The sequence below is a fragment of the Methanobacterium sp. genome, from assembly GCF_016217785.1.
In the GTDB taxonomy this organism is placed as follows: domain Archaea; phylum Methanobacteriota; class Methanobacteria; order Methanobacteriales; family Methanobacteriaceae; genus Methanobacterium.
Window position 1 is genome coordinate 1 of record NZ_JACRGA010000012.1, and the last position, 26,429, is coordinate 26,429.

Sequence of the window (26,429 nt, forward strand, 5' to 3'; positions counted from 1 at the left end):
ATTTCCTAAAATTTTAGTTGAATTCTCACCAAAAGGCTTATTATTTGCAATCACAGACTGAGCCTCTTGAACCTCAGCACCCGTAACCCCAACAGTCAAACCACTGGCAAAATTCTCACCATTTGTATCAACATTCTGGTCACCCACAGCACCCGAAATCGGAACTGCCGCAACAACCATACACAACATACATAATATTGCATAGGTAGAGTTTCGCTTCACTCGCTTAATTATACCGCCTCCGTGCCCCATAAAATCGAGTTTATGGGACTCTCTTGGACTACTCTATGATGGAAACAACATAGCTTATAAAGGTTTCGAAAAAATTCTTGAAAAAAGGACCGTAGGGGGCTTTTTTTAGGATTTAAGACCCACTATGAGGTTATTTAACTTAATGATCTGGGACCGGCTGCTTCCTTTAGTATTTTTAGTAAATCACCTTTATTTAAAGCCCATTTCCCCAAAATAAGCTTATGCAATTCCATTATATATGAGGGATATACGTCCTTATAAGGGATAAAATGGAATTAATCAAACTTTAAATGATTAAAGACCCCCAAATCACGAGTTTTTGCTAAATAAGGTTTATATGAATCTTAACAGAATTTAAGAGATTTTAAGGCCTTTTTTAACAATTGAGGTCGAATTCTTTTCTATTAATAATTTTAACCCATTTAAAATGGAATTTTTAATAACAAATTGCCGGAAGGTATGTTCCGGCACCCCTGTGAGACTTAACTACCCTTCCCTATCATCTAAAATCGAATAATACCTCTCATGAATTATACTATATTTAAGTGATTAGCAAGTAACCTACAACCCACATCTTTTAAACATATTAATATAACAATTTGCATACCCTTCAAAACCAATATGTTATAGGAACTACCATGAGTATTTCCAAATAAATGACATTGTGATGTTCTACTCAGGACCATGAATATATCTACTGTAGATACTATGGATAATCTACTGTAGAGATCATGGATAATCTACTGTAGAAATCGAATGGTTAATGTAGACATTAATATTTATAATTAGAGCTAATCCCGATGTAAAATGATTACTAGATGTACCATCCATAATCACATGATCATTATCTAGAAATTAAAGAATTAATTAGGTGAAACAGGAAAATGCCACTATCAGATCAGGCCATTCAATCATTGGAAAAGAAAGGATATCGTTTTGTAGGTTCACAAAGACATGCAGCAGCCAAAGTGTGTCACTGGACTAAAAAAAGTATCATGGATGAGGGTGTTTGCTATAAAGAAAAGTTCTACGGTATAAAAAGCCATCGTTGTCTGCAGATGTCACCCAGCATTCCCTTCTGCCATCATAAATGTCTTTTCTGCTGGAGGGATGTTGCCATCACCAACACCACCTGGAAGGAAGACTTCGATGATCCTGGAGAAATTATAGATGAATGTATAAAGGCCCAGCGTAAGCTGCTGGTAGGCTACTTTGGCAATCCCGGTGCCAACCCAGAAAAAATATCAGAAGCCCAGGACCCCACCAATGCCGCCATATCACTGGCAGGTGAACCATTATTATACCCATCCATCAATCAGCTCCTGGAAGAATACAAAAAGAGGCAGTTCACCACATTCCTGGTCAGTAATGGTCTCAGTCCGGATAAACTGGGAAACCTGGATCCAGAACCAACTCAACTGTACCTGTCCCTGGATGCCCCCAACAGTGAAATATATAAGAAACTCTGCGATCCCCAGATCAAGGACGGTTGGGAGAAATTAAACCATTCACTGGATCTTTTATCCAGTTTCAACTGTCGCACCGTGATCCGGATGACCAGTGTTGCTGATTATAATATGACCAATCCAGAGGAATATGCCCGTATCATCGAAAGAAGTGATCCTGATTTTGTGGAGATCAAAGCATATATGTATGTGGGAAGCTCACGTGACCGTTTGAAATTCGAAAACATGCCCCGATCCAAGGAGCTTGAGAGTTTTGCCCAGGAAATTGCCAGTTTATGTGGGCGGAAGATCGTTGACCAGTCCACCGAAAGCAGAGTGGTGCTTCTGGCCTGAATACTGGTTAATTCTCTTATTAATGAATTTGTTGTAAAATTGTTGTAAAAAAATTGAAATTGTTGTAAAAACTTATTATATATATCAATATAATGGAATTATGAGTACAATATCTTAATATGTAATAAATATTCTATCATACTCTTTTTTTATTCCCTTCATTATCCAAAGGAAGGTGTCACAGGAACCCAATGACAGTTTTAAATCATAATTTTCCCATAGATTTAATTAGGTGTTAAACATATATGGGAATGAATGAAAAAATTGTCAAGTTTAAGATTAACAAAATAAAATTAAATTGATTAAATTAAAATTCAAGGGAGTGGTAGGATGAAAAGGTTGTTGTTGGCTTTAATAATATTAATAGCATTTTTAGGTCCCATATACAGTGCAAGTACATCTGGTTTTGCAATCACCTATGGAGAGACAACTTACAATAACCCCACCTACAAAAGTACAGTGAATAGTTACTTCCAATCCCACACCGATAAAAATTTGAATAACTCCAATACCAAGGTTGTAACTGCCTCACAGGTGAACCAGATCGCCAAGAATATCACAGGCCGGACCTACAATTCTAATCAAATATTTTCCTGTGCACTGGTGGACTTGAGTTACAGTCAGGGTATCAAAATCATTGTGGACACCAGTAAAATAAACACAGTAACCTCTAAAATGTATGCCAATGCCTTAAAATCCACAGGGATTGAAAACGGTTATGTGGTGGTTACCTCACCAGTTAGCGCTACCGGAGAATCAGCACTCACCGGGGTTTTAGAATCCTACGAAGTTGCAGTGGGTGCCCCCATACCTGAAGAAGCGAAAAAAGCTGCCACTGAAGAACTTTACACTGAAACCCAGATTGCCAATCAGACTGGTCAGAGTCCGGATAAAATAGCTGAACTCTTTGACAAAGCCAAGCAGGAAGTTGAAAAACAGAATTTACAGGACCCTGCTCAGATAAAAGTCATAGTTATCAATGTGGCCAATAGTCTGAACATTAATTTAAGCGACCAGCAGGCTCAGGACATAGCCAATGCCCTTGCTAACTCTCAGAAAGTCCAGGGTAGTCTTACTGATTTCAAGAATCAACTTCAAGCAGCAACACAACAGGCCACCCAATCCCAGGGAATACTGGATCAGATAAAGAATTATCTGCAGAGTTTCGTTGATTACATAATGAGCTTATTCGGATAAGATCATTATAAATAATAGATCCAGATAATGCCATTAAAGATGTGAGATTACCTTTATGATGGTCATTAAAAAAGATGGTCATTGCTTAATGTTAAAGAATGTGAAAGGCAATCCAAAATAAGTCGAAGTTTGAATTAACATATTAATTAAGATAGTGTATTAAATTAAGGCCATTAAGAAATTCACACAATTTAGGATTAAGCAATTCCCACAGTGAGGAAAAATCAGGTAATTGAAAATTCATAAACAAAGTGAAAACAGGTGATCAGTAACTTAGCTTAAAAACCAAGATCACCTCAATCAGATTAACAGTAACCTATCTCCAGGCAATCTGAATATATGATCCTATGAGTATTCATTAGAATACCCCACATTCATCTAAAGATCAATGACAAATACCTACATCCATTCACTGAATCCTGTATTAAATTTATAATCATCTATATAGATACAAAAAATAGTGATAATCATGTTAATCGCCCAAAACCATTTACAGTTCATATTAGAAGTGGCCGTGATAATACATATGGGCGTTTTACTGCTTATAAATATCATTCCCTTTACTCTGAGCATGGTACTTTTCTTATCCCTTATTTTGACCATGTTCCTGGCTGGGATTTTCAGTATTGATTCTGCCCTTCTATTCTTACCCTATGTTTCCCATCAGGAGTTCACCCATCCCTTCGGCCCGCTGGCGGTTTTTGCATGGGTAACCCTTTCTGCATCAGCCAGTCTGTTAAGCGAAGTTGAAATTAAATCAACTTCAATCACTGCCCTTTCACTGGTCCTTTTCGGCGTGATAGCCGTTGCTGGAGGTTTGATGCACCGTTCATTCCTGATATTATGGTTCCTGGGATGGTTCCTGGGTTATTTCATAATGTCCAAAAGCTTCCGAAGAAGTGTTAAAATCACGCGGAAAAGGATTATGACCGTTGCAGCAGCAGCCTTTGGTGGTTTTGCCATCCTGGAAATACTTTCAAGAGTGTTAAATGCTTCAGTACTTAGCCCCCTACTTAGGTTAACCAGAATAGAGGAATATGCTATTCCCAGCCTTAAAATGGTCGTTAAAAACACACAACTCTGGGGACACGTTCAAGGATCCTGTTACTGGGCAGCAAACTGTCTGGGTGGTTCTGACGGCTATCTTTCACTGCCCATGAACATGATAAACACCTTCACTCTACCGTTCCCCCTGTTTTTCGGAGTTTTAGTGGTTAAAAAAGATGTTATTGACTATATGCTCCCTGGAATCTTTGGAGTGGCCTTTGACTTTGGATATGGTGGTCTGTTCGCCTTACTATGTTGGTGTGCCTTTGTTATGTGCAGTGGTTTTTACGTGCTCCGCAAATACCGTAGTAAGAGAAGAGTGGGAAGTAGAAGATATCTGGGAAGAGAAGCACTCTTAATTGGTGCATTAACCGCATTCATGGCCCAAACCATTATCGGACTTTTCCTATTCAACAGGACCATCAATGGATCAGCCATGATTATATTCATATTCTTATCTGCCATGGTGGTAGCTCACCTAGTGTCCATAAGACCCAGTTTAAGATAAAAACACAGGTTTAAGATGAGTTTAATAAAAATAATATGAGAAAATTGAATGGGAATAAAGAAATACAATCCTTTTTTTGAATTTTGAAAGTGAATGTTGAAAAGAAATAATGAATAAAAAATAGTAATTAATTGAAATAGATAAAATTAATCTAAATCATTGCATATTTCAACCGCTTTCCTGGCAGCGGCTTCCATGGAAGTTTCATAACTAACTCCTGCCGCAGTAAGGATGCGCTGACCCTCTTCTTCATTGGTCCCGGTGAGTCGGATGACCAATGGTACTTCTCGTTCTGATTTTCCTAACACGGTGATAACACCATTAGCCACATCATCAGCCCGGGTGATCCCACCTAAAACATTTAAAAACACTACTTTTACCTGGGGATTGGAGATGACCAGGTTCAGTGCCCTGGCAATGTTTTCCTGTGATGCTCCTCCACCGATGTCCAGGAAGGTGGCTGGTTTTCCACCATAGAGTTTGATCATGTCCATACCAGTAAGGGTTAGACCGGCACCGTTGCCAATAACCGCAATATCCCCATCCAGTTTCACGTAAGCAAATTCATCACTGGGTTCAGTTTTAAGCTGTGCCAGGTCCCGATGACGGTACAGGGAATCATCATCAATGTCCAGTTTAGCATCGGCAGCAATAATTCCCTTTCTGGTGAGGACCAGGGGGTTTATCTCTGCTATATTGGCATCGTACCTTTGGAATATCTGGTAAAGTTTCCAGATGATCCCTCCAACTGGAGATATCAGATCGTTGGTTAGTCCCATTTTACGTGCTATTTCCCGTGCCTGATAGGGCATGAATTCGTCCAGGGGGTCCAGATGATATTTAAATATTTTTTCAGGGGCTTTACGGGCTACTTCCTCAATATCCACCCCACCAGCCTGACTGGCCATTATTAGGGGTTGGCGGGCGGATCGGTCCACTGCCACACTCAAATAAAATTCATTCTGAATATCAAGCATTTCCTCAACCAATACTTTTTGGACAGTTTCTCCCCGGATATCTGTTCCTAAAAGTTCTTTGGTAAGTTGATAAGCGAATAGGGGATTTTCAGCGAATTTAATACCCCCTGCTTTACCTCTTCCCCCTATAAGAACTTGAGATTTTATGGCCACTGATTTATCAATAGTTTCAGCTGCTTTTTGAGCTTCTTCAGGAGTTTCCACCATTATACTCTGTGGTGTGGGTATCCCACCTGCACGAAAAATCTCTTTGGCCTGGTATTCATGGATCTTCAAATTCTACACCTCCTGAGTGGAAAGTTCCATTCCGGCTTCAAAAGCAGACAGGTTTTTTTCCTCAGTTCCCGGAGGAACGCTTGCAGCTATGGCTTTTCGAGCTGATTCCTCCGATATGACCTTGGTGAAGCCAGTGATAGCACCGATCATTACGATATTGGCCACTATCCGCAACCCTACCTTTTCATCAGCAGTGCGGGTGGCTGGTGCATGGTAAACTTTAATATCATGTTCTTCCACAAATGAGCGAATCTTATCCTCCATTACCATGTCTGGATCAATTATGAGGATCCCTCCCTGTTTCAATCCATCAAGGTAAGCTATTAAGGCTTCATGGGACATGGCCACAAATATGTCCGGATGATGCACTTTAGGATAGTCAATTTCCTCATCACTGATGACTAGTTCGGTTCTGGATGCACCTCCACGTGCTTCAGGACCATATGACTGGGTTTGAACTGCATGTAATCCATCGTATAGGGCTGCAGCCTTACCTATGACTATTCCAGCCAGTATAACTCCCTGACCACCGAATCCAGCTATTCTTATTTCTTTACGCAAATTTAATCCCCCTGGTATGCTGATCTACTAGCAGATGGTTTTCCAGTTGTGCATTTAGCTTCCAGTAGCTGGCAGATCTTATCTGAGAATTCGGCTTCTTCTTTGTTCTGGAATTCTCCCACTATAATTTTCCCTTCCAGTTCCTCTTCAGAAAGCTTGTCTGCTCTTTTTTTAACAATACTCTCCTCTTTCATCCATTTCATCATTTCCACCGGAGTGCGCATCTTGTTCTTACGGCCAAAGTAGGTGGGACACTGGGAAATTACCTCAATAAAGGAGAATCCATTATTTTGAAGGCCTTTTTTAATGGCGTTGGAGAGTTGAACTGGCTGGGCCGTGGTCCAACGAGCCACATAGGTAGCTCCTGCAGCTTTAACCATTCGAGAAAGGTTAAATGGCCTTTCTATTGCCCCGTATGGTGCTGTTGATCCGTAACTTCCCTTGGGACTGGTGGGGCTGATCTGTCCTCCGGTCATTCCGTAGATGCTGTTGTTGATACATATGACGGTGAGGTTGATGTTACGACGTGCTCCGTGGATTAGATGGTTTCCCCCTATGGCTGCTGCGTCTCCATCTCCAGTGAATACCACCACCTGGTTTTCCGGGTTGGCCAGTTTGATGCCTGTGGCAAATGATATGGGACGGCCATGGGTGGTGTGTAAGGAGTCACATTTAACATAGCCTGGTATTCGGGAGGAACATCCAATCCCTGATACCATTATCACATCTTCAAAGTCCACCTCTGCCATTTCCATGCCGTTGAAGAATGTGTTCATGATAATTCCATTTCCGCATCCTGCGCAGAATATGTGGGGAAGTCTATCCTTCCTTAAGTACTTCATAAAACGGTTTTCCCTGTTTTTGTCCATCTTTTCCATCTCCATGGGATGAAATCATACGTATAATATTTAATTTTTAATCTGAGTGAATTTCACCCAATTCAGTTGGTTAATTCCCAGTAGATTAATCTTTTGATTAAGATGATTTATTAATCTGTCAAATAATAACATCAATTGGATTTAATCATCAGCAATTGGATTAATATCAATTTGACCTTATCCTGCCCAGGATCTCTTCTGGCAGGTGCATTTCACCACCGATCTTTGGTGCCAACTCCACATCTACCCCGGGGAGGATCCTTTGAACCTCGTAGAATATCTGTCCCAGGTTCATCTCCACCACAATTGCTCGTTGAGCTCCCTCAACAGCTTTCTGAATCATTTTATCAGGGAATGGCCAGACAACATCCATTTTAATAAATCCCGCTTTTAAACCCTGTTCTCTGGCTGTTCTGACTGCTTTAAGAGCAGATCTTGAGGGTGCACCATATGAGATCACAATTACCTCTGCATCATCCACGTTTTCAGTTTGTATTCGTGCTATGTCCTCGGTGTGATGCAATATCTTATCACATAAACGTTTAACCAGTTTAGCGTGTGTCTCTGGATTTGAAGCATCAGGGTATCCTCTTTCATCATGGGTGAGTCCAGTTATGTGCATTTTGTATCCATCACCAAATGCAGGCATGGGACTGGTTCCATCAGGCTCTGCATGGTATGGTAAGAAGTTTCCTGGTTCCTGGGTGGGCATCTGCCTGGAGTGAATGTTAACTTTTTCCGGGATATTTATCTTCTCCCTCATATGGCCCACGATCTCATCACTCATAACCATCACCGGGACCCGGTACTTTTCTGCCAGGTTGAATGCTTCCACTGTAAAATCAAAACATTCCTGTACTGATGAGGGTGATAAGGCTATGACTTCGTAGTCTCCGTGAGATCCCCAGCGAGCCTGCATCATATCACTCTGACTGGCCATGGTGGGCTGTCCTGTGGATGGAGATCCCCGCTGCATGTTCACTATCACCAGGGGAGTCTCGGTCATTACCGCGTATCCAATGTGTTCCTGCATCAGGGAGAATCCTGGTCCTGATGTGGCAGTCATGGCCTTCATACCAGACCACACTGCCCCGATAACTGCACCCAGAGCGGATATTTCATCCTCCATCTGGACGAATGTTCCCCCCTCACGGGGTAGGAATACTGCCATGTCTTCAGCAATCTCGGTGGAGGGAGTTATGGGATAGCCGGCGAAAAAACGACAACCAGCTTTAATTCCACCCCTGGCACAGGCTTCGTTACCCTGTATAAAATAATCCTCAGTTTTCATCCTTCTCATCCACTTTTTCATCTACTCTTATTGCCTGATCAGGACACATCATAGCACATAATTGGCATTGAGTGCATTTGTCCTCATTTTCAGGTACTGGAACCTGCACACCCTTCTTATTAAGGAGTCCGGATTCCCGGTAAACCTTACGGGGACAGAACTCGGTGCAGATGTTGCAACCTTTACAAAGATTCTCATTAACGGTTATCATGAAATCTACCATTTTTTTATAAAATATTGGCTGTGATATTTTAAATAATTGTTGATGATTACATCCTTCACTGGGGCCACCAAAATCCCATACAAAGGACCTGCTTAAGTTTAATGTCTCTACTAATATGTATGAAGCTCTCACAGTTTTTTAATCAACTTCCTCCACATACATCAGGGGATACTGAAGCTCTTCAATGTAGTGCATGCGCACCACCACCTTCACTTCCTGGTACTGGGATGAAACTCTCACATCTAACATATCTCCGGTGAGGGAAAGATAATCATATTCATTCTCGGCATTTTCAAGCGTTTCACGGTCAATTCGTACCTTAACACTACTGATGCATGGTTGTAATGTTAGGGATTGTTCCATGGCTTTTTCCAGAGAAGGAGCACTACCCATACTTACGGGTGTTCCTACAAACTGATGAAACAGCGCCCCCATGGTAATGGCCCCCTCAAATATGGCCCGTTCACGTGTAGTGATATTCTGAAAATATTTTTCGTCACTCATCTTAACACCTGATTTAAATTCAATTTACTGCACATTGTATTAGGCGGACCATGGCTAATTAATTAGCCCTTAATCACTACCCCTTTGAATCCCTGAAAATAATACCCTAATTGCACCAGATGAATGGATAGTTAATGATTATTAACGAATTAATATGATATTTACTAAGCTATTTAAGATGTTAAATCAGCTGAAATTTGATTTTAAAAACCCAACCCTAAGAAATCACTGACTCGGGATATGTTTGACTCCAGTGTATCGGGAGGGGTGGGGAAAAAATAACCAAGCACCAGGAAGAAGGTCAAAGCTATTGTCACCAGGAAAATTATGACCCTGTCCTCTTTAACCGGGTATAAATAGCTTAAAATAGTACCCCCAATCATAAAAGCCAGGATTATAATAATTGCATAGTGTTGCTGTTGATTGGGTACTCTGGAAGTTTTGATGGGATATATGTTCCCCTGTTTAGCCTTGATCATCAACCTTTCCTTGGTTGATCCCAGAGGGTAACAGGTTATGAGAAATAGCACGTTACCCTGTTCAACGGATAACCGGTAATCTGCTGGTACAATGGTGCTGTTTTCAATGGTGTATTCAACGTAACCTATTCCAGGCCATTCAAGGGTTACGTTATCACCTGGTTGCAGCTGATCCAGTTTGAGGAAGGGAGATCCGTGTAGTGTGCGATGTCCGAATAGAACCACAGTGCCACTGCCGGGTTTGGCAGATTGAGGTTCATGATAGATCCCATAATCCACTGATTTGTTGTTTATGGTTTCATCAACCCCTATTTTGGGAATTATAACGTAAGGAGTGTCTCCAGGTTCCTGGCTAATGGTCTGGGTGGCAGAATAGTAATTAACTTCCACCAGCGCGTAGATGGAAATGATGACCATCCCAGCTATAATAAAAAAAGTAGATATTTTCATGTGAATTCACTGATTAATAACGAATCTTTAATGAGTTGTGATGGTAAGGTTCTGTGCATGTAATCTTGCTTGGTAAGATCAGAGATTTATAGGTTACTGATAGTGTTATGGGTTATATATGGGGTTACGGAAACAGATGATCATCGGAAGAACTTAGCGTATGTTACACCGCCGGCTATTATGATTGCTCCAACCACCAATAAACCGAATGGAACACCGGTTTCTGATGTAGGTACAGAAGCATTTGTGGTAGCTGCGGCAGTAGTGGGTATGGAAGATGCTGCTGCTGAAGAACTTCCTTTAGATGTTGAACTGGAAGATGTTTCCGGCCACTGATAAGTGTAGGAGTAATGTTTACTTTGGCCAGGGTATAATAAGACATCCCAGGCAGCCGTATTAGCCCATGGTACCTCTTTATCAGTGTAGGTTACTTGAGGATTACTGTAGGTGAGTTTGGAGTCAATTGGGACGATTGGTGCCCTTACTACCCCTGATACTTTTGGACGTGTTGTGTCCGTATTTTTTATCCAGAAACAAAAATGACCCTTCCATGATACAAGGTCTAAACTTGGATTCAAATACTCAATTTCATTGGGAATAAACCACGATGCCTGTAAACCTGGTTCATTTAGCAGTGGCCAAAAGGTGTTGTTGACTCCAGGTTGTCTTATATATGAATTTGGATTAATTGCACCAAAGTTAGTGGCACTCACTTTAAATGAAACAGTTTTAGTTTCTCCAGGTTGAATTTTCCAACCAAGGTCATCTTCATCAACATCAGACATGTATTTAATCATTTTTAATGCGCAGGGGTCTGTCCATACTACATTCCAGTAAATGGGGGAACCAGTAGTAGTATCTAGAGTTCCAGTATACTTTTGACTTATCTTGAAATATTCCACGTGATCATTGTTGTTTTTGATGGTGACGGTTATAGTAGACTCCAGATAAGTAAACTTTACTTCTGAATCTTGTTCTGAAACCCATGTCTGTTGATCTGATGTATCATCCGCTGCCCATGAAGATGAAAGAGCTGTGAACAGGATTAAAAAAATCACAGCCATGAGTACTTTGTTAATGTTCATCTTAAGCCTTCCCCCATTGATCCTAGTTCCAATTATCTCATGTTTTCAGCGGATTTTTCATCCTGTCCCGTATATCCGTTTCAACTCAGTTATCATCCATTCTGGAGCATTCTGAGTTGGAACTGTGAGTTGTAAGCTCTGACTGTTCTGCATCAGGAACAGGGCATTTTCACGTGGCACTTCCAATACCACCATGTACCTTACATCCAGTTCACCAAGATTGGAAGCCCGTTCAAAGTCTGATAATCTCCAACCATAAGCATTGAGTAAACTGGTGACTTGTGCTTCGTTCCATGTGTTTGATGCTGCTGCCTTGAGGAGTTCTTCAACATCGGTACTTGCAGTTTGACTTCTACTGGTGGTCATGGTCAGGGTGTTAACCGCGACCTCCTGAGATTGTTCCAACTGTGCACCCACTGTTCCACTATCTTTAGCCCTTAAAATGGCAAGAACAGTTGCCCCACTAATTGTAGGCGATGATGCAGTTGATTGCGTTGTTGCAGTCTGATTAGTGGTTGTGTTATTGGCTGCAGTAGTTGTTGCAGAAGCGTTAGTTGTGGTCAGATAAACATCCACACTGTCCCCCACGTTAATCAAACCTCCGGCAGCTTGAAGCCGGGTGATTATTATGGGCACCGCTACAGTATCCGGAGTTTTAATTTCCATGTTGGCCAGAACTGTGGCATCAGCCTCATTAACTATCTTCTGGGCATCAGCAACCTTCATCATCAGGTTTTTCTGACCACCTGCTGCATATGTGATCATTACCCTTCCATAGGGATCCTTTTTAGCTTCGATCTGTTGATTTTGATACTCTCTCCAGCTTTCAGTGGCTGGACCTAATACATCCACTGCCAGAACCATTTCTGGTGTGGTTCCCCCGTCAATTTCCGCGAGAATCGATGTTTTTCTGGGGTCTAATGCAAGAGCCCCTTTAAAATAGGTGTTTACCTCTGTGATCTTGGTTTGCTTGGCTGCGGTCATGGCATCCTGATAGGGTGCGAAAACCAAAAAGTAGTAACCAGCACCAACTAGCACAATGAGTATAATTCCAAAAACAGCTGCGCCAACCAGGGTTCTTTGATCGTCATCAGGAACCCCTTTTCCAAATCCTGCTGCACTACCAATACCGCCGAAACGTCCTTTCTTTTGGGGTTGTTTCTTTAATGGTGGCTTTAAGGTGGGTTTATCCTTGGGTATGGGACGGGGCTTTGGCATGGGACGGGGTTTTTTATCCCCAGATGAAAGTTTACCATCATCACCCTTGCTGTTATTATTGGTTATTTTTTCCTTGGATTTTTCAGTGGCCTTGGACACCATACCTTTGAGACGACCGCCGATGTCCGAGTCAGCTTTTTTCCCTTCCTTTCGCAGATCAGGAACATCTTTTTTGTCTTTATCCTTCTTTCCTAAGATCTTATCTAACATGTGGACCACTTCTATGAAGTCTGCCGTATAATTCCATAAGAGGCACGATTATTACATATATTATAGTGAAGATGAATAAAAGCTTTGCGGGAAGATAAGCGATTAACGAGGAAATGTTCTGGGGCAAAATTGTTCCAATGATCAATATACTGCCGCCAACCATCAATATCATACCCCTAAATTTAGGATACTCAATGGTACTTATCATGAACACCGCAACCACTGCCATGATGATTAGTGCAAGGTCCATTCGGAACATGCCTGAGAGGTAGAATGATCCTAGGATCAACGCAGTGGTAGGTATGGGTAGTCCCACGAATTTATCTCCACCTGGAACATCACTTGAATCTGCAAGTACATTGAACCTGGAGAGTCTTAATATTCCACATATAACTATTAGGAGTGCTACTAGTATATTAAGGTATGGTATAGAATACGATTGGCACGCAGCAAACAAAAGCATTCCCGGGGCAACACCAAATGAGATCACATCCGAAAGTGAGTCCATGTTTTTGCCAAAACCATGTTCATCAACTCGGTTAGTTTGACGGGCTACCCACCCATCCACAGAGTCAAAGATCACTGCCAGGAGCATGAACTTGGCTGCCAAGATCAGGTCTCCAGTGGACACCATTACCACTGCCAGGAAACCTGAAGAAGCATTAGCCAGGGAAACTAGGTCAGCAGCAGCCATATAATGCCTTATATCCATATTTATACTCCGATATTAATTATAAGTATGTTTTTAACTTTTTTTACGCATTTGGGCGATTATAGTTTCTCCTGCAGTTGGTTTTTTACCTTCAGTGACCATCAATTCAGTGTTTTCATAGGGGATAATTAGATCAACTCTGGAACCAAATCTTATCATTCCCAGACGGTCGCCTGTTTTCACTTGGTCCCCTACTTCCACATATTGAACTATGCGCCTGGCCACGAAACCGGCTATCTGTATGACACCCACTTTTCCATACTCTGAATCTATAACTATTAAATTCTTTTCATTTTCAGTAAGTACATTTCGCATGGCGATTTTAAATTTACCCGGGTAATGTTGGGTCTTCACTATCGTCCCAGAGATGGGAGCCCGGTTAACATGAACATCGAAGGGGGACATGAAAGTACTTATCAGAATACCCTTCCCTCCCGGGCTTAGTATATGTTCCATCAATGGATCTTCATAGTGAACTGTTTTCACACGATCGATTTTTCCCTTTAGTATCCTACCATCTGCCGGAGCAACAATTAAACCCCCATTATAAGGTATTTTCCGGTTAGGGTCCCTGAAAAACTGCATCAAGAAGGCTATCAGTGAGAACATTATGAAACTTACAATAACATAGCCAAAAAGAAAGGGTAAAACCGCAAGGGTTAATAGTATGCCTGCTTTTTTTAGAGTTCCTTTGACGAACATGTGATATCCCTGTTATCAAAAATTTAGGTTGATTAGAGTTGTATATCGGCCTTATGGCCAAAAAGACAACACCAGCATATTATAAAAATATATATACCGTTAGTATATGATAGTAGCTTTAATCATTTACTTATACATATTAGAAGTTAATGATAATTCAACCATTTACTTATATATTCTTGAGAAATTAAAAGTAGTTTCATCTATTCATTAATATTCAAAATATAATTATTAGATTCAAGCTAACAATTACAGTAACTACCAGATTAGTTAACAATTCAGAAAATTGTATAATGAGAATTTTATCCAAATGAGAATTTTATCCATTTACTTATATATATAGAAATCAAATTGATATGCTGAACTTATTTATTGTATACTAAATACTTACCAAAAAAAGTCTTAATTCAATTTTAATAAAAGTGGTAACTGATGATTGAGAATAAAATAAAGATCCTGAGAAAAGCAGCTGAAGTTTCTACAGTGCAGGATTCAGATTATATATGGTGTGTCATTGCTGGTAACGAAGACATGGTTAACAACGTAGCTTACTCTGCTATAATGGATAAAGACCGGGTTAAAGTACTCTGCAGGGAACACGTGACCACCAGAGAATCATTCGTAACCAAAAAATTTGATTTTATCATGCTTCATGGAGAAACAAGCAAAATAAGAGAGCTGAGCATGATCTGTAAAGAGAATGGCGGTGCCTATCTTAAAATAGCACCATATTATGTTAAAGATGAGGGCAATCTTCTTTTAACAGTTGGTCCTGAAAATGCCATTAAAAAATTTGTGGGGGATTGTGAAAAAAGCATGGTAAAACTTTCTTTCCTGATAGAGGATCAAACCACCGGATTCATAGAAACCGATGTTTACATAACCAACATGCTACCCCGTTTCATTCGCAACACCATAGACCCCTTATTTAAAATGGCTGATGTTGCATTATCAACTGTTTTAATATCTGCAGAAGAGGAGAATGTTCCCAAAATTAAGGAACTTGCCAGATCCAATAAGATATTTTTAATTGAATTTAATAAAATTTTAAAGAAGTAGAAGAGTATTAATTATTTCATAGGAGGATTAAAATGTTCGGTTTCGGTAAAAAAGACGAAGTAGAAGATGATAAGAAACAAGCTTTGTCCAATACTTTGGGCATAGACTTAGGGACTCTTAACACAGTGGTGGCCAGACCATCAGGAGATAAATTCGATTTATTCAAAATACCCTCAGTAGTAGCTGTTAAAAAGGAAGATCCTGGCTATGTATTGGCTGTTGGTGAAGAAGCCAAAGCCATGTTAGGAAGAACCCCTGAGGATATTATAGCAGTTCGCCCATTAAGACAGGGAGTTATTGAAAGCATTGCCCAGGCAGAATCACTGTTACTTTACTCCATGGATCTGGGTTCCGGTGAAGACACTTCAAGCATCGACCGTATAGTTGTGGGTATCCCTGGAGACGCCTCGGAAGTGGAGAAAAAAGCCGTGGAAGATATTGGGAAGAAAGCAGGAGCTAATTACGTTCTAGTGATAAGTGAAGGGCTGGCAGCAGCGATAGGTGCTGGTCTTCCAATTGCAGAAGCTTCTGGTACCATGGTGATTGATATAGGAGCTGGATCAAGTGATGTGGTGGTTATTTCCCTGGGTGGAATAACTGATATTGAAACCATACGTAGTGGTGGAGATGATATCGACTCCAACATCGTTGAAAAAGTGAAAGAAATCTACAATGTAGAAATCGGTATCCACGAAGCAGAAAAAGCCAAAATAGAAGTGGGAATGGTTCACTCCGAAAATGATGGGGAAAACGGTAAAACCGTGGTCATTGGTAAATCCATGGCAACCAACAAACCAGAAAAAGTGGAGATAGATTCCACTCTGGTGGCAGATGCTGCTGAACCAATTATTGTTAAATTGGTGGAAGCCCTGGCAAAAGTCTTAGAAAGAATGTCACCTGAACTCATTTCCGGTGTTTACAACAAAACCGTGGTAGTAGGTGGAACTTCACAACTTAAAGGACTTAAAGAACGTATCTATGAAGAAGTAGGTGTGCCTGTGGAGATCTCAGATGATCCAATGACTGTAGTTGCCAAAGGAACCGCAATTGTGGCTGCTGAACCACGTGCACTGGAACCAGAAGTACGTCTTAAAGCCATGAAATAAATAGCCAGATATTGTGATATCTAAAAGTTGTGTTTGCCCTTTGAAAAGATTTCAATAAAACCGGGCAATTCACATCCCATTTTAAAAAAAAAATAAACCAAAGCCTCCATGAAAATAATAGGAATAGATGAAGCAGGCCGGGGATCCGTTTTAGGACCTCTGGTTGTTTCTGGCGTTGCCGTGGAAGAGGATCGAGTTAAATATCTTGAAAGACTCGGTTTAAAGGATTCCAAGAAGATTTCCCCCAAAAAAAGAATTGTTTTATCACGGAAGATAAAACGAATCGCTGAATGCCATACTGTACATATAACTGCCCATGACATAGACACACTACGATCCCGTGATGTTAATCTGAATGAGATTGAAAAAATCGCTATTAATCGCATCATTAGTGAATCTAACCCTTCTACATGTTTCATTGATTCCATGGATGTTAAACCAGAAAGATTGACCAGTGAACTGGAAACCATGCATTCTGAAGTCCGGGTGGTGGCTGAACATAAGGCAGATGACCGTTATCCCATTGTCTCTGCAGCTTCCATAATAGCCAAGGTGGAACGTGACCGGGCCATACAGGATATCCGAAAAACGTATGAAAATGTGGGATCTGGTTATCCCAGTGATCCTAAAACCATTGAGTTTTTGAAAACAATATCCCCTGTAGAGGATCTGCCTGACTTTGTACGCAGTTCCTGGGCAACAGTTGAAAGAATAAGAGGATAAGATGATTTACGAATTTTTCGCAGGCTCCTTCAACACCATACTGGAGATGTTCAAAAGTGGAGGAGTCATTACCTACATCATTACCATAATCGGAATTTATGGTATATTCTATTCTGCAGAGAAAATATACTACCTGCGCAAGATATCCCAAGTGGGATTACCCCAGATCATGAGTGAAGTGAACAAATCCATGGAAAGAGGCGGCTCTCTAGAGGCATTACGTTCCATAGGACGTTATCAAAATCCTATTTCTAAAATAGTTGCCGAAGCTCTTAAGATCGGTTTCCGTAATAATAGAGAAGTTGAAGATGCCATGGAAAGGGTATTCATTGTTGAAATGGGACGTATGACCAAAGGAATGGACACCATACGAACTATAATCGAAATAGCTCCTCTTTTAGGATTAATTGGAACTGTTCTGGGAATGTGGTACACTTTCAAAGCAATGGGAGTGAATGCCAGCCCCACTGGCATGGCTGAGGGTATTTACGTGGCACTTATCACCACCATTGCCGGTTTAGCCGTGGCTATAATCATCCTCCCCCTCTATACTCATATTAACAGTAGAATAGAGAGTGAACTGGATAAAATAGAGATCGCCAAAAAAATGACCAACTGGCGAACTGCAGAGATGCGAATTAAGGTGGATTCCGATGTTGAAAATGCAATTACAGCCTTAAAAGAATCTAATGGTATTTTAGAAGTTAAAGAGCTTCACCAAGATAAAGAGGCCAATATCTGGATTTCACTGAACCCCCACATGCTGGAGAAAAGTATCGGCAATATAATTAAGGAAAAATGCAATACCGAAGCCAGAATAGTGGAGAGTAAACTAAAACAATGAGTATTATATTAATTTCAGATTAATATTTAAACTAATTAATTATATAAATCAGATTTCATTTAACTAAATTAATCAATTAAATTAGTGAATTCATCAAACTAATAACACTAAAGAATTTATAAGGGGATTTGGAGATGGCTATAGATACCAATAGTTACCGCAGGAAGCTGCGCAGCAGACAGGCACGGGTTAACCTGGTTCCCCTTATTGATGTTATTTTTACTATTCTCATATTTCTCATGGTTACCAGTAGTTTCCAGGTTGCCACTGATTCCAGTGCTGGTAAACCCCAGGTAAGTCAAAGCAGTGGCAGTTCAGAATATTATCTTTTCCCAGTGACTGGTCTTAAAACTGTCACTGTTAATGGGGAGGATATGTCCAGTTATATCCGTAACAGTGCCATTGCAATTCATACCAGAGTAATAGATGAAGGAGAAATCGTTATCAAGCCCAAGGAAGGATCCATTATCATCACTACACCGGCGGGAATGAGTCCAGATAAGGCAGTCAGTATTCCCCAAAGTTGACCATACACAAATTACGGCATACACAAATTACTGTATATTGAATATATATCATATTTACATGTACAATCTCAGTTACAACTCTTTATGAGGTTTCCAGATATTTTAAGGGTTGTACAACTCTTTAGATTGCATGATCACTGAATAAAAAAAGATTGGAGTTTTGGAAAGGTGAAATAAATGTATCTAGGAAGAATATTGGCAGTTGGAAGTAGTGAAACAGGTAATTTTGTGGCGTATAGAGTGTCCAGTCGTTCTTTCCCCAACAGGATCACCAGAACATTTCCCGAAAGGGTAGCTGTGGTTCCCAAGGAAGGGCATGAAAAGGATGTTTTTGTAAGTCCATACATAGCCTACAATTGCATACGTCTGGTGGATGATGTGGCAGTGGTTTCCAATGGTTCCCACACCGATGTAATTGCCGAGAAAATCGCATCAGGTATGAGCATTCGGGATTCATTAGCCCTTTCACTCATGACCATGGATTACGAAAAGGATGACTTTAACACTCCCCGAATTGCAGGGGCGGTTACCCTGGAAGGAGAAGCATACATTGGCATTGTCACCCATGAAAAGATCCAGGTGGAAAAGGTTCCCGATGGTGAAGCCAGTTACATAGCTACCTATGAACATATACAACCCAACAAAGTGGAATTTACTGCAGGTAACGTATCTGAAGCTGCTCAGTTCATAATGGATAAGGGGAAGTTCTCCCAGTTCACCAATCCCGTAACTTCCGCGGCTGCATTCGGTCAAAAAGATTGGGAATTAAAATCGATTTAAAAAAAATTGGTTTTATATCTTTAATTTACCACCCGCGGTGTCTATAGTAGACCATTTCATTTCCTAATTAACCATCATTATAAATCCTAGTACGATGATTAATCCCACGTAAAGATTCTTATAAATATCAAACAATAACATTAAGACCAGTCCAGATATGATTGGACTATTCCCATACGACATTTAAACCCAAATCGGTGCTAACCATGGAAATCAAAATTATAGGGCTCACCAGTATTCCCCTCATTAAAAAAGGAGATGATCTATCCCAACTCATCCTGCAGGCTGCGGAACTACAGGGCATTGAACTGGATGATGAGGATATTCTGGTTATTGCTGAAACAGCAGTGGCTAAAGCTGAAGGCTACCTAATTCATCTGGAAAGTATTAAACCAAGCCAACGTGCCAGGGAAATTGCTGAACTAACCGGGAAAGACTCTGAACTGGTTGAAGCAATAATTCAGGAGTCAGAGGAGATCATTAAGGTCGGACCGGACTTCATTATCTCTGAAACCAAGCATGGTTTTGTGTGTGCCAATGCCGGTATTGATGAATCCAATGTGGAAAATGGACTGGCAACACCCATACCTGTAAATCCGGATAAAAGTGCCCAGGAGATAAGGGAAAAATTAGAAACCAATAATGGAAAGAGTATTGCAATAATAATATCTGACACACAGGGTAGAGCATTCCGTGAAGGAGCCATTGGCACAGCTATAGGTATTTCTGGGATGGAACCCCTCTGGGATCGTTGCGGTGAACTTGATTTATATAATAGGGAGCTTAAAACTACCAGTATAGCTGTGGCTGATGAACTATCCTCAGCAGCTTCTCTGGTGATGGGTCAGGCTGATGAGGGGATACCCGTGGTTATCATCCGTGGTGTTAGCTACTTCCAGAAACTCAGAAGTGAATCTGCCACAATCCAACCATTAATAAGACCAAAAAAATACGATGTTTTCCGTTAGATGAATTCATCTAAAATTTCCGTAAATGAAATTCATCTAAAACCAAATGCCCATATCTCGATCGCGTATATCAATCTGTTTTAAATCCTGGAAGAAAAAATTTAAGGATAATGAGATTTTTAATAAGAAATTGTTTTATTGAAAATGTTTTGGAATGAAATGGTTTGATTATGAGTTGATCTATATGCCGGTTAATCAAATGGAAACGCAACTGGAAGCTATAACCACTACCATTGCTTACCTTGAAAAAAAGGGTTCTTGTGACCCAGAAGTGCTTAAAGAACTGAAAAACGAGCGAAATCGCCTTTTAAAGGAGCTGAATGTGCATCAGATAGGAATTTAAGCTTAATGAATTATACCGAAATAATGGGAAACTAAGGTTGAAATATAATCAATTAACTCATGATTACAATCCCACGGAGAAAAATTTCATGAACAAAAATTTCATGAAACATTTACTGATAATTGACTGATAATTTTGACTGAAAATTTAGTTGATACGTTGATAAAAATGATAAGCGTCCTTTCTGGTGGAACTGGCACTCCTAAGCTCCTGCAGGGCATGGTGGAGCTGGTAAATCCCGAAGATATTACTGTAATCGTGAACACTGTGGAGAATGAATATTTCTCAGGAGTTTACGTTGCCCCTGATGTGGACACCGTGCTTTACACCCTGGCGGGGATCATCAATGAGAACACTTGGTATGGAGTTAAGGATGATAGTTTTATAACCCATGATCGGTTAAAGGAGATCGGGTGTCCGGAAACCCTCAAGATCGGAGATCGTGACCGGGCCATGAAAATCCAGAAAACCCTGTTAATGAAGGAACATCCCCTTTCAGATGCAGTGAATATCCAGAGACTGGAACTGGGAATTAAGTCCCGGATAATTCCGATGAGCAACCAGAAATCTAAAATCACCATAACTACCCACCTTGGTGAAATGGAATTTCACCAGTTCCTGGTTGAAAATCAGGGAAAACCAGAAGTACATGATATAAGTTACCAGAAGGTTGATCCCACCCCTGGTTTAATAGAAAAAATCGAAAATTCAGATATGGTAGTTATTGGACCTTCTAACCCCATAACATCTATCGGACCCATAATATCAGCCAAGGGCGTTAGAAAAGCATTGCAAAAGACTTATGTTGTTGGTGTATCTCCAATAGTGGGTAATAAGCCAGTTAGTGGTCCGGCTGCTAAGTTTATGCAGGCCATGGGTCATGAAGTTTCATCTCTGGGAGTGGCGGACATATATAAAGATTTTATGGATAAATTCATAATTGACCTGGTGGACAGAGATCATCAGGAAGAAATAGAAAAGCTAATATCAGATGTCATGATAACTCACACCATCATGACCAATGTTACAGATAAGATAAATTTAGCCAGATGTATTTTGGGTGAAAATGTATGATACAAATGACTTTAATTCAAATTGACAACTACGGACCCTGGACTGTTACCCCCAAACCACGGGCCGAAGCAGACCTGCAGATCTTGCAGGCAGAATTATACGCCGACCTTCAAAGGCAATTCGCAGTCAAAGGGGGATTGGTTTTCTTCACCCGCTTTGATAACATGCTGGCGGTCACCAACGGAGTGGATATGGAGCATCATCTGCGTATCCAGAAGTCCATTAACAACCGTTACCCCATAACCGTGAGTATGGGTGTGGGAACTGCTGAAACTCCCTACGAAGCACAGAGGAGCGCCACCAGTGCACTTCAGAAATATGGTGGAGCCCAATCCGAGGACCGGAGTGAAATCCTGGCCATTGAAGGACTGGTGAAACCAGATGACAGCTTTGTGCAGATTGCCCATATCGACATTAATGGAATCACTGACTCACTCACTGATATCATTCCAGCGTATGATACTTCTTTTATTGTTAACCGAGTTCAGCATTTCCTGATGAAGAAATTAATCGAAAAGGGATCTTTACTCTTTTTCATTGGCGGGGATAACTTCATGTCTCCCTGTAATGGTATGAACCCCGAAGGACTGCTTACAATCATAGAAGAAATCGAAGAAGAAATCAACATCGCCCTGAAAGCAGGTGTGGGGAAGGCACCTACCGCTGAAAAGGCAGCTAACCTCGCTGATCTGGCCTTGGAAGAAATCCGAGATGGCTGCACCTACAACCTGGTTCATGTCATGAAGGAATAAAACCTGCATGAAGGAATAAAACTGATTAAACTTTTAAAAAGGGTTTTAATGAATTTACATTCATTATACCTTATAATTTAAAGACTGCATGAGTAATATGACATATAACTCTTGATTAGTCGAGATTAGTTCATTTAATTTGCATAATTTATACAGCATATTGGAGTGGAATTTATTGAAGTCCTAGCTCCCATGGCAGGTATCACTGATGGTACTTTTTGCCGGGACATTTCAACTCTTGGGTTTGACATGGTGACCTTGGGAGGTTACAACGCTGATCAATCCACCCTTAATGCAGGGCAGGAAATTCTGGCCCGTGGAAGGCCTGAGTTTGACTTAAAACCAGGGGATTTACTCCCCTATCTGGAAGAACAATCTTTTCTCCTTAAATGTCAGGATTTATGGGATGGTATGGTTTCTGTTAATCTTCGTGCCCTTACTACCGATCCCATTATTGAGGTTTCCCGACTTAAAAATGTGGATGTGGTGGAGATCAACGCCCACTGCCGACAACCAGAAATAACTCAACTGGGTTGTGGCCAGGCACTCATGGAAAACCCATCTCATCTGGAAAAATTCACCAGGGAAGTGGTGAAAAAGGCTAAGAGTAAAGTATCCGTGAAGATACGGGCCAATGTTCCTGATGTTGATGAAATTAAAACAGTCAGTGCCATTGATCATGCCGGTGCAGATTATCTACATCTAGATGCCATGAAACCAGGTTTTAACTCGGCAGATTATGATATGGTTAAATTAATCCGCCAGGAAACTTCCATGTTCATTATTGGCAACAATTCAATCAGAGATATTGGATCTGCCAGGAAGATGTTGGCTGCTGGTGCTGATGGAATATCAATTGCAAGAGCTGCCATTGGAGGAACACTATCCTTTGATCTATCCCAAATATAGAAGTGAATATTTTTTATATAATAAAATTTTTAATATGAAATCATATAAATTAAAAACAATGGATCAAAAAAATAAAAGAACATACGGCTCATAGATAGATTACTCATTTAATTTAATTATTATATAAAAAGGTGGTTAAATGTCTTTTATAGAATTGGAAAACGTCACCAAGACCTTTGATGGTGTGGAAATCCTGAAAAACCTGAACATAACCATAGAGGAAGGTGCTGTTCTTGGTATCCTGGGAAGAAGCGGCTCTGGAAAGTCAGTCCTCATAAACATGTTAAGGGGAATGAAGGACTACCGCCCCAATGAAGGTCGAATCCTTTATAATGTAGCTGTTTGCCCCGGATGCTTAAGGGTAGAACCGCCTTCAATGGCAGAGAAATCCTGTAAATGTGGATGTAGCTATGAAGTCCAGAAAGTCGATTTCTGGCACTCGGATCGTAAACTTTTCGCAGCAATCAAACGCCGTATCTCCATCATGCTCCAGAGGACATTTGCCCTCTACGAGGATGACACGGTTATCGATAATGTTATAAAATCAATCACAGGACATGACGAGGAAGAAAGCACATACATGGCAATTGATCTTCTGGATATGGCCCAGATGACCCACCGGATCACCCATATCGCTCGTGATCTTTCTGGTGGAGAAAAACAAAGAGTGGTTCTGGCCCGCCAGATTGCTAAGGAACCAATGCTATTTTTAGCAGATGAACCCACCGGTACACTTGACCCTCAAACCGCTGAATTAATCCACCAGGCCTTGATTAAAGGGGTGAAGGAAAAGGGAACCACCATGGTCATCACTTCCCACTGGCCAGAGGTGATGCGACAACTATCAGACTATGTTATCTGGTTGGAGAAGGGAGAAATTGTGGAAGAAGGAGACCCGGAAACTGTGGTGCAGAGTTTCATGGATCAGGTCCCTCTTCCTGAAAAGAAAACCGAATTCAAGGCAGGTGGACCCATCATAAAAATGGAAGGAGTGAAAAAACACTACTACTCCATTGATCGGGGAGTGGTTAAGGCTGTGGATGGTATAGACCTGGTTGTTGATGAAGGAGAAATATTCGGAGTGGTTGGACTCTCAGGAGCCGGTAAAACCACCCTTTCCCGTATTCTATACGGCCTCACTGATCCCAGTAGCGGCCAAATCATAGTTAAATTAGGGGATAACTGGATAGACATGACTGAAAAGGGCATATTCGGCAGAGGCCGGGTTAAACCATACCTGGGAATATTACACCAGGAGTACAGTTTATATCCTCACAGGAATGTTTTAGGAAACCTCACCGAAGCAATTAGCCTGGAATTACCAGCAGAGTTTGCTAAAATGAAAGCCCTTTACGTCTTAAATGCTGTGGGCTTCGATGAAAATTACGCTGAGAAGATAATAACCAAATATCCTGATGAGTTGAGTGGAGGAGAAAGACATCGTGTGGCACTGGCCCAGGTTCTAATCAAGGAACCGAATATCGTTATCTTAGATGAACCTACCGGAACCATGGACCCCATAACCCGGGTGCAGGTTACTGATTCCATCAGGAAAGCAAGGGATGAACTTAAACAAACTTTCCTAATTATCAGTCACGATATGGACTTCGTACTGGATGTCTGCGACCGTGCAGCTCTCATGAGAGGCGGGAAAATCCTTAAAACTGGCCTGCCAGGAGATATTGTGGAAGATTTAACCCCTTCAGAGAAAGAAAAAATGTTAAAGGAGGATTAAGATGGCCTGGGAAGATTCACCATCACATGTATGTAGAGGGGGAGATAAAAGAGCCTTAACATTCTGTTGCCCTCCTGTTAAACCTTGCCCTATTGTATTCGCTCTTGAAGAAGCTGAAATTACTCCACAGGAGTACATTGAGATTAAAGAGAAGTTTGGAAAGAAAACACGTCTTGGTGAGGGTGACGGAACCTGTTTCGGATCCCTTGTATGGTGTTGCAAACCATCCAAGCCATGTCCACTGCGGGACATGGTTTTGCGCAGGATTGATATGAGTAGTGAAGAATACATGGATTTAAAACACCAGTTATCAAAGGAACTGGTAGGTCACGAACCTACAAACAATAATGAAAGTGTTAAAGCTCTTTCTGATGCATTTGATGTTACTAAAGAGGAAGCGTCCCAGGTTCTTTCTGAGTGCGGTAACGATTTGAAAACCGCCATTAAGGTTCTCAGAATGAAAAACCTGGAGTTATAAACCAGGAGTGTTATCAGATGGGCTGGACTCCCCTCTACTTGGAGATGCAGAATAAAAATGTTCTGGTTGTGGGAGCAGGGGAGGTTGGTCAGAGAAGAGCACTCCGTTTCCTGGATGCCGGTGCCAATGTGGTGATGAGCGGAGGGCATGTTCCCCCAGAACTTGAAAAGCTAGGAACTACCTCCAAACCACGTGCAGAACTTCCCAAATGGATTGATTGGGCAGACCTGGTGGTAGTGGCCAGTGGTGATCCCCAGTTAAACCAGGAGGTGGCGCATTTGGCTAAAGATAAACTCATAAATCGTGCTGACCATCCGGAAGAGGGCAATCTCATTGTTCCATCCTCTTTTTTCATCAAAGACGTACAGTTTTCCATATTCACCCAGGGAAAAAGTCCACTTATGGCTCGCCAACTGCGAAAACGTATCCAGACCGTGATCCAGGAAGAAGACATTTTAAAGATGGAACTGCAGCATTTCACCCGCCAGTTACTGAAAGAAAAAGTGCAGGGTCAGAAAAAACGTCGTGATTATTTATACCAAATATTAAATGATAAGAAGATTAATGAACTTTTAGATAACGGTAAACTGGAGGAAGCCAGGACTTACGTTACCCTGCTTCTGGAAACCCAATATTGATACATAAAATAACTCAAAACTACAATTGAAGACTATGTTGACCATTATTATTACAAAATAGAATATTAATAATATAAATCAAAATTATCAACTAACAACTGAAAATAAGGAGACCAACACATCT

28 protein-coding genes and 1 pseudogene are annotated in these 26,429 nt (G+C 41.0%); 17 read left to right on the forward strand and 12 right to left on the reverse strand.

What is annotated here, in order from left to right; genetic code table 11:
- Positions 1-222: pseudogene (locus HY987_RS05920) on the reverse strand (hypothetical protein); the annotation flags it as partial.
- Between the two features lie 914 nt (positions 223-1,136).
- Here HY987_RS05920 and twy1 point away from each other — a divergent pair.
- The 3 genes from twy1 to HY987_RS05935 all read left to right on the forward strand — a co-directional run bounded on the left by twy1 (position 1,137) and on the right by HY987_RS05935 (position 4,803).
- Positions 1,137-2,051, forward strand: coding sequence for a 4-demethylwyosine synthase TYW1 (twy1, locus tag HY987_RS05925; protein ID WP_292756595.1), 915 nt, complete (start codon positions 1,137-1,139; stop codon positions 2,049-2,051).
- 330 nt (positions 2,052-2,381) lie between these two features.
- Positions 2,382-3,248, forward strand: coding sequence for a DUF1002 domain-containing protein (locus tag HY987_RS05930; RefSeq protein ID WP_292756597.1), 867 nt, complete (start codon positions 2,382-2,384; stop codon positions 3,246-3,248).
- 469 nt (positions 3,249-3,717) lie between these two features.
- A complete protein-coding gene (locus HY987_RS05935; RefSeq protein ID WP_292756599.1) occupies positions 3,718-4,803 on the forward strand; it encodes a hypothetical protein in 1,086 nt (361 codons plus the stop codon).
- Positions 4,804-4,949: 146 nt separating this feature from the next.
- On the opposite strand, the gene sucC is transcribed toward HY987_RS05935, so the two are convergent.
- From sucC to HY987_RS05990, 11 genes are all read right to left on the reverse strand, one after another.
- Positions 4,950-6,056 (reverse strand): ADP-forming succinate--CoA ligase subunit beta, encoded by a 1,107-nt coding sequence (gene sucC / locus HY987_RS05940; protein WP_292756601.1) that lies wholly within the window; start codon positions 6,054-6,056, stop codon positions 4,950-4,952.
- Positions 6,057-6,059: 3 nt separating this feature from the next.
- Positions 6,060-6,617, reverse strand: a complete 558-nt coding sequence (locus HY987_RS05945) for a 2-oxoacid:ferredoxin oxidoreductase subunit gamma (protein WP_292756603.1) — start codon at positions 6,615-6,617, stop codon at positions 6,060-6,062.
- Between the two features lie 2 nt (positions 6,618-6,619).
- Positions 6,620-7,486 carry a 2-oxoacid:ferredoxin oxidoreductase subunit beta gene (locus HY987_RS05950; protein WP_292756605.1) on the reverse strand — a complete coding sequence of 289 codons (867 nt, stop codon included), beginning with the start codon at positions 7,484-7,486 and terminating at the stop codon, positions 6,620-6,622.
- A 175-nt stretch (positions 7,487-7,661) separates the two neighbouring features.
- Positions 7,662-8,786 carry a 2-oxoacid:acceptor oxidoreductase subunit alpha gene (locus tag HY987_RS05955; protein WP_292756607.1) on the reverse strand — a complete coding sequence of 375 codons (1,125 nt, stop codon included), beginning with the start codon at positions 8,784-8,786 and terminating at the stop codon, positions 7,662-7,664.
- A complete protein-coding gene (locus HY987_RS05960; protein WP_292756609.1) occupies positions 8,776-8,997 on the reverse strand; it encodes a ferredoxin family protein in 222 nt (73 codons plus the stop codon). Before HY987_RS05960 ends, HY987_RS05955 begins: the two co-directional genes overlap by 11 nt.
- A gap of 150 nt (positions 8,998-9,147) precedes the next feature.
- A complete protein-coding gene (locus HY987_RS05965; RefSeq protein WP_292756611.1) occupies positions 9,148-9,513 on the reverse strand; it encodes a dihydroneopterin aldolase family protein in 366 nt (121 codons plus the stop codon).
- Between the two features lie 203 nt (positions 9,514-9,716).
- Positions 9,717-10,442 (reverse strand): class E sortase, encoded by a 726-nt coding sequence (locus tag HY987_RS05970; RefSeq protein WP_292756612.1) that lies wholly within the window; start codon positions 10,440-10,442, stop codon positions 9,717-9,719.
- A gap of 140 nt (positions 10,443-10,582) precedes the next feature.
- The gene (locus HY987_RS05975) at positions 10,583-11,527 is read right to left on the reverse strand and encodes a hypothetical protein (RefSeq protein WP_292756614.1); all 945 of its coding nucleotides are present in this window, start codon (positions 11,525-11,527) and stop codon (positions 10,583-10,585) included.
- A gap of 57 nt (positions 11,528-11,584) precedes the next feature.
- Positions 11,585-12,955 carry an RcpC/CpaB family pilus assembly protein gene (locus HY987_RS05980; protein WP_292756615.1) on the reverse strand — a complete coding sequence of 457 codons (1,371 nt, stop codon included), beginning with the start codon at positions 12,953-12,955 and terminating at the stop codon, positions 11,585-11,587.
- Positions 12,945-13,667, reverse strand: coding sequence for an archaetidylserine synthase (locus HY987_RS05985; protein ID WP_292756617.1), 723 nt, complete (start codon positions 13,665-13,667; stop codon positions 12,945-12,947). The genes HY987_RS05980 and HY987_RS05985 overlap by 11 nt, the downstream gene beginning before the upstream one ends.
- Before the next feature lie 33 nt (positions 13,668-13,700).
- Positions 13,701-14,369, reverse strand: a complete 669-nt coding sequence (locus tag HY987_RS05990) for an archaetidylserine decarboxylase (protein WP_292756619.1) — start codon at positions 14,367-14,369, stop codon at positions 13,701-13,703.
- A gap of 432 nt (positions 14,370-14,801) precedes the next feature.
- Here HY987_RS05990 and HY987_RS05995 point away from each other — a divergent pair, with 432 nt between their 5' ends.
- The 14 genes from HY987_RS05995 (at position 14,802) to HY987_RS06060 (ending at position 26,305) form a co-directional block, all read left to right on the forward strand.
- A complete protein-coding gene (locus HY987_RS05995) occupies positions 14,802-15,428 on the forward strand; it encodes a hypothetical protein (RefSeq protein WP_292756621.1) in 627 nt (208 codons plus the stop codon).
- Positions 15,429-15,460: 32 nt separating this feature from the next.
- Entirely contained in the window at positions 15,461-16,534 is a 1,074-nt protein-coding gene (locus HY987_RS06000) for a rod shape-determining protein (RefSeq protein WP_292756623.1), read from the forward strand.
- 108 nt (positions 16,535-16,642) lie between these two features.
- The gene (gene rnhB, locus HY987_RS06005; protein ID WP_292756624.1) at positions 16,643-17,257 is read left to right on the forward strand and encodes a ribonuclease HII; all 615 of its coding nucleotides are present in this window, start codon (positions 16,643-16,645) and stop codon (positions 17,255-17,257) included.
- Between the two features lies 1 nt (position 17,258).
- Positions 17,259-18,101: a MotA/TolQ/ExbB proton channel family protein gene (locus tag HY987_RS06010; RefSeq protein WP_292756626.1), complete on the forward strand. Its 843-nt coding sequence runs from the start codon at positions 17,259-17,261 to the stop codon at positions 18,099-18,101.
- A gap of 134 nt (positions 18,102-18,235) precedes the next feature.
- Positions 18,236-18,628, forward strand: coding sequence for a biopolymer transporter ExbD (locus HY987_RS06015; protein ID WP_292756628.1), 393 nt, complete (start codon positions 18,236-18,238; stop codon positions 18,626-18,628).
- A gap of 177 nt (positions 18,629-18,805) precedes the next feature.
- Positions 18,806-19,408: an IMP cyclohydrolase gene (locus tag HY987_RS06020; RefSeq protein ID WP_292756630.1), complete on the forward strand. Its 603-nt coding sequence runs from the start codon at positions 18,806-18,808 to the stop codon at positions 19,406-19,408.
- A 206-nt stretch (positions 19,409-19,614) separates the two neighbouring features.
- Complete coding sequence (locus tag HY987_RS06025; RefSeq protein ID WP_292756632.1) at positions 19,615-20,376, forward strand: coenzyme F420-0:L-glutamate ligase; 762 nt, start codon at positions 19,615-19,617, stop codon at positions 20,374-20,376.
- A gap of 199 nt (positions 20,377-20,575) precedes the next feature.
- Positions 20,576-20,719 (forward strand): hypothetical protein, encoded by a 144-nt coding sequence (locus HY987_RS06030; RefSeq protein ID WP_292756634.1) that lies wholly within the window; start codon positions 20,576-20,578, stop codon positions 20,717-20,719.
- Positions 20,720-20,887: 168 nt separating this feature from the next.
- The gene (gene cofD / locus HY987_RS06035; RefSeq protein WP_292756736.1) at positions 20,888-21,793 is read left to right on the forward strand and encodes a 2-phospho-L-lactate transferase; all 906 of its coding nucleotides are present in this window, start codon (positions 20,888-20,890) and stop codon (positions 21,791-21,793) included.
- Positions 21,790-22,545 carry a GTP cyclohydrolase III gene (locus HY987_RS06040; RefSeq protein WP_292756636.1) on the forward strand — a complete coding sequence of 252 codons (756 nt, stop codon included), beginning with the start codon at positions 21,790-21,792 and terminating at the stop codon, positions 22,543-22,545. The genes cofD and HY987_RS06040 overlap by 4 nt, the downstream gene beginning before the upstream one ends.
- A gap of 165 nt (positions 22,546-22,710) precedes the next feature.
- Positions 22,711-23,454 (forward strand): MJ0144 family RNA dihydrouridine synthase-like protein, encoded by a 744-nt coding sequence (locus HY987_RS06045; protein ID WP_292756638.1) that lies wholly within the window; start codon positions 22,711-22,713, stop codon positions 23,452-23,454.
- A gap of 139 nt (positions 23,455-23,593) precedes the next feature.
- A complete protein-coding gene (gene atwA, locus HY987_RS06050) occupies positions 23,594-25,189 on the forward strand; it encodes a methyl coenzyme M reductase system, component A2 (protein WP_292756640.1) in 1,596 nt (531 codons plus the stop codon).
- Between the two features lies 1 nt (position 25,190).
- A complete protein-coding gene (locus HY987_RS06055; protein WP_292756642.1) occupies positions 25,191-25,667 on the forward strand; it encodes a methanogenesis marker 9 domain-containing protein in 477 nt (158 codons plus the stop codon).
- A gap of 17 nt (positions 25,668-25,684) precedes the next feature.
- Positions 25,685-26,305, forward strand: a complete 621-nt coding sequence (locus HY987_RS06060; RefSeq protein WP_292756644.1) for a bifunctional precorrin-2 dehydrogenase/sirohydrochlorin ferrochelatase — start codon at positions 25,685-25,687, stop codon at positions 26,303-26,305.
- Positions 26,306-26,429: the final 124 nt, after the last annotated feature.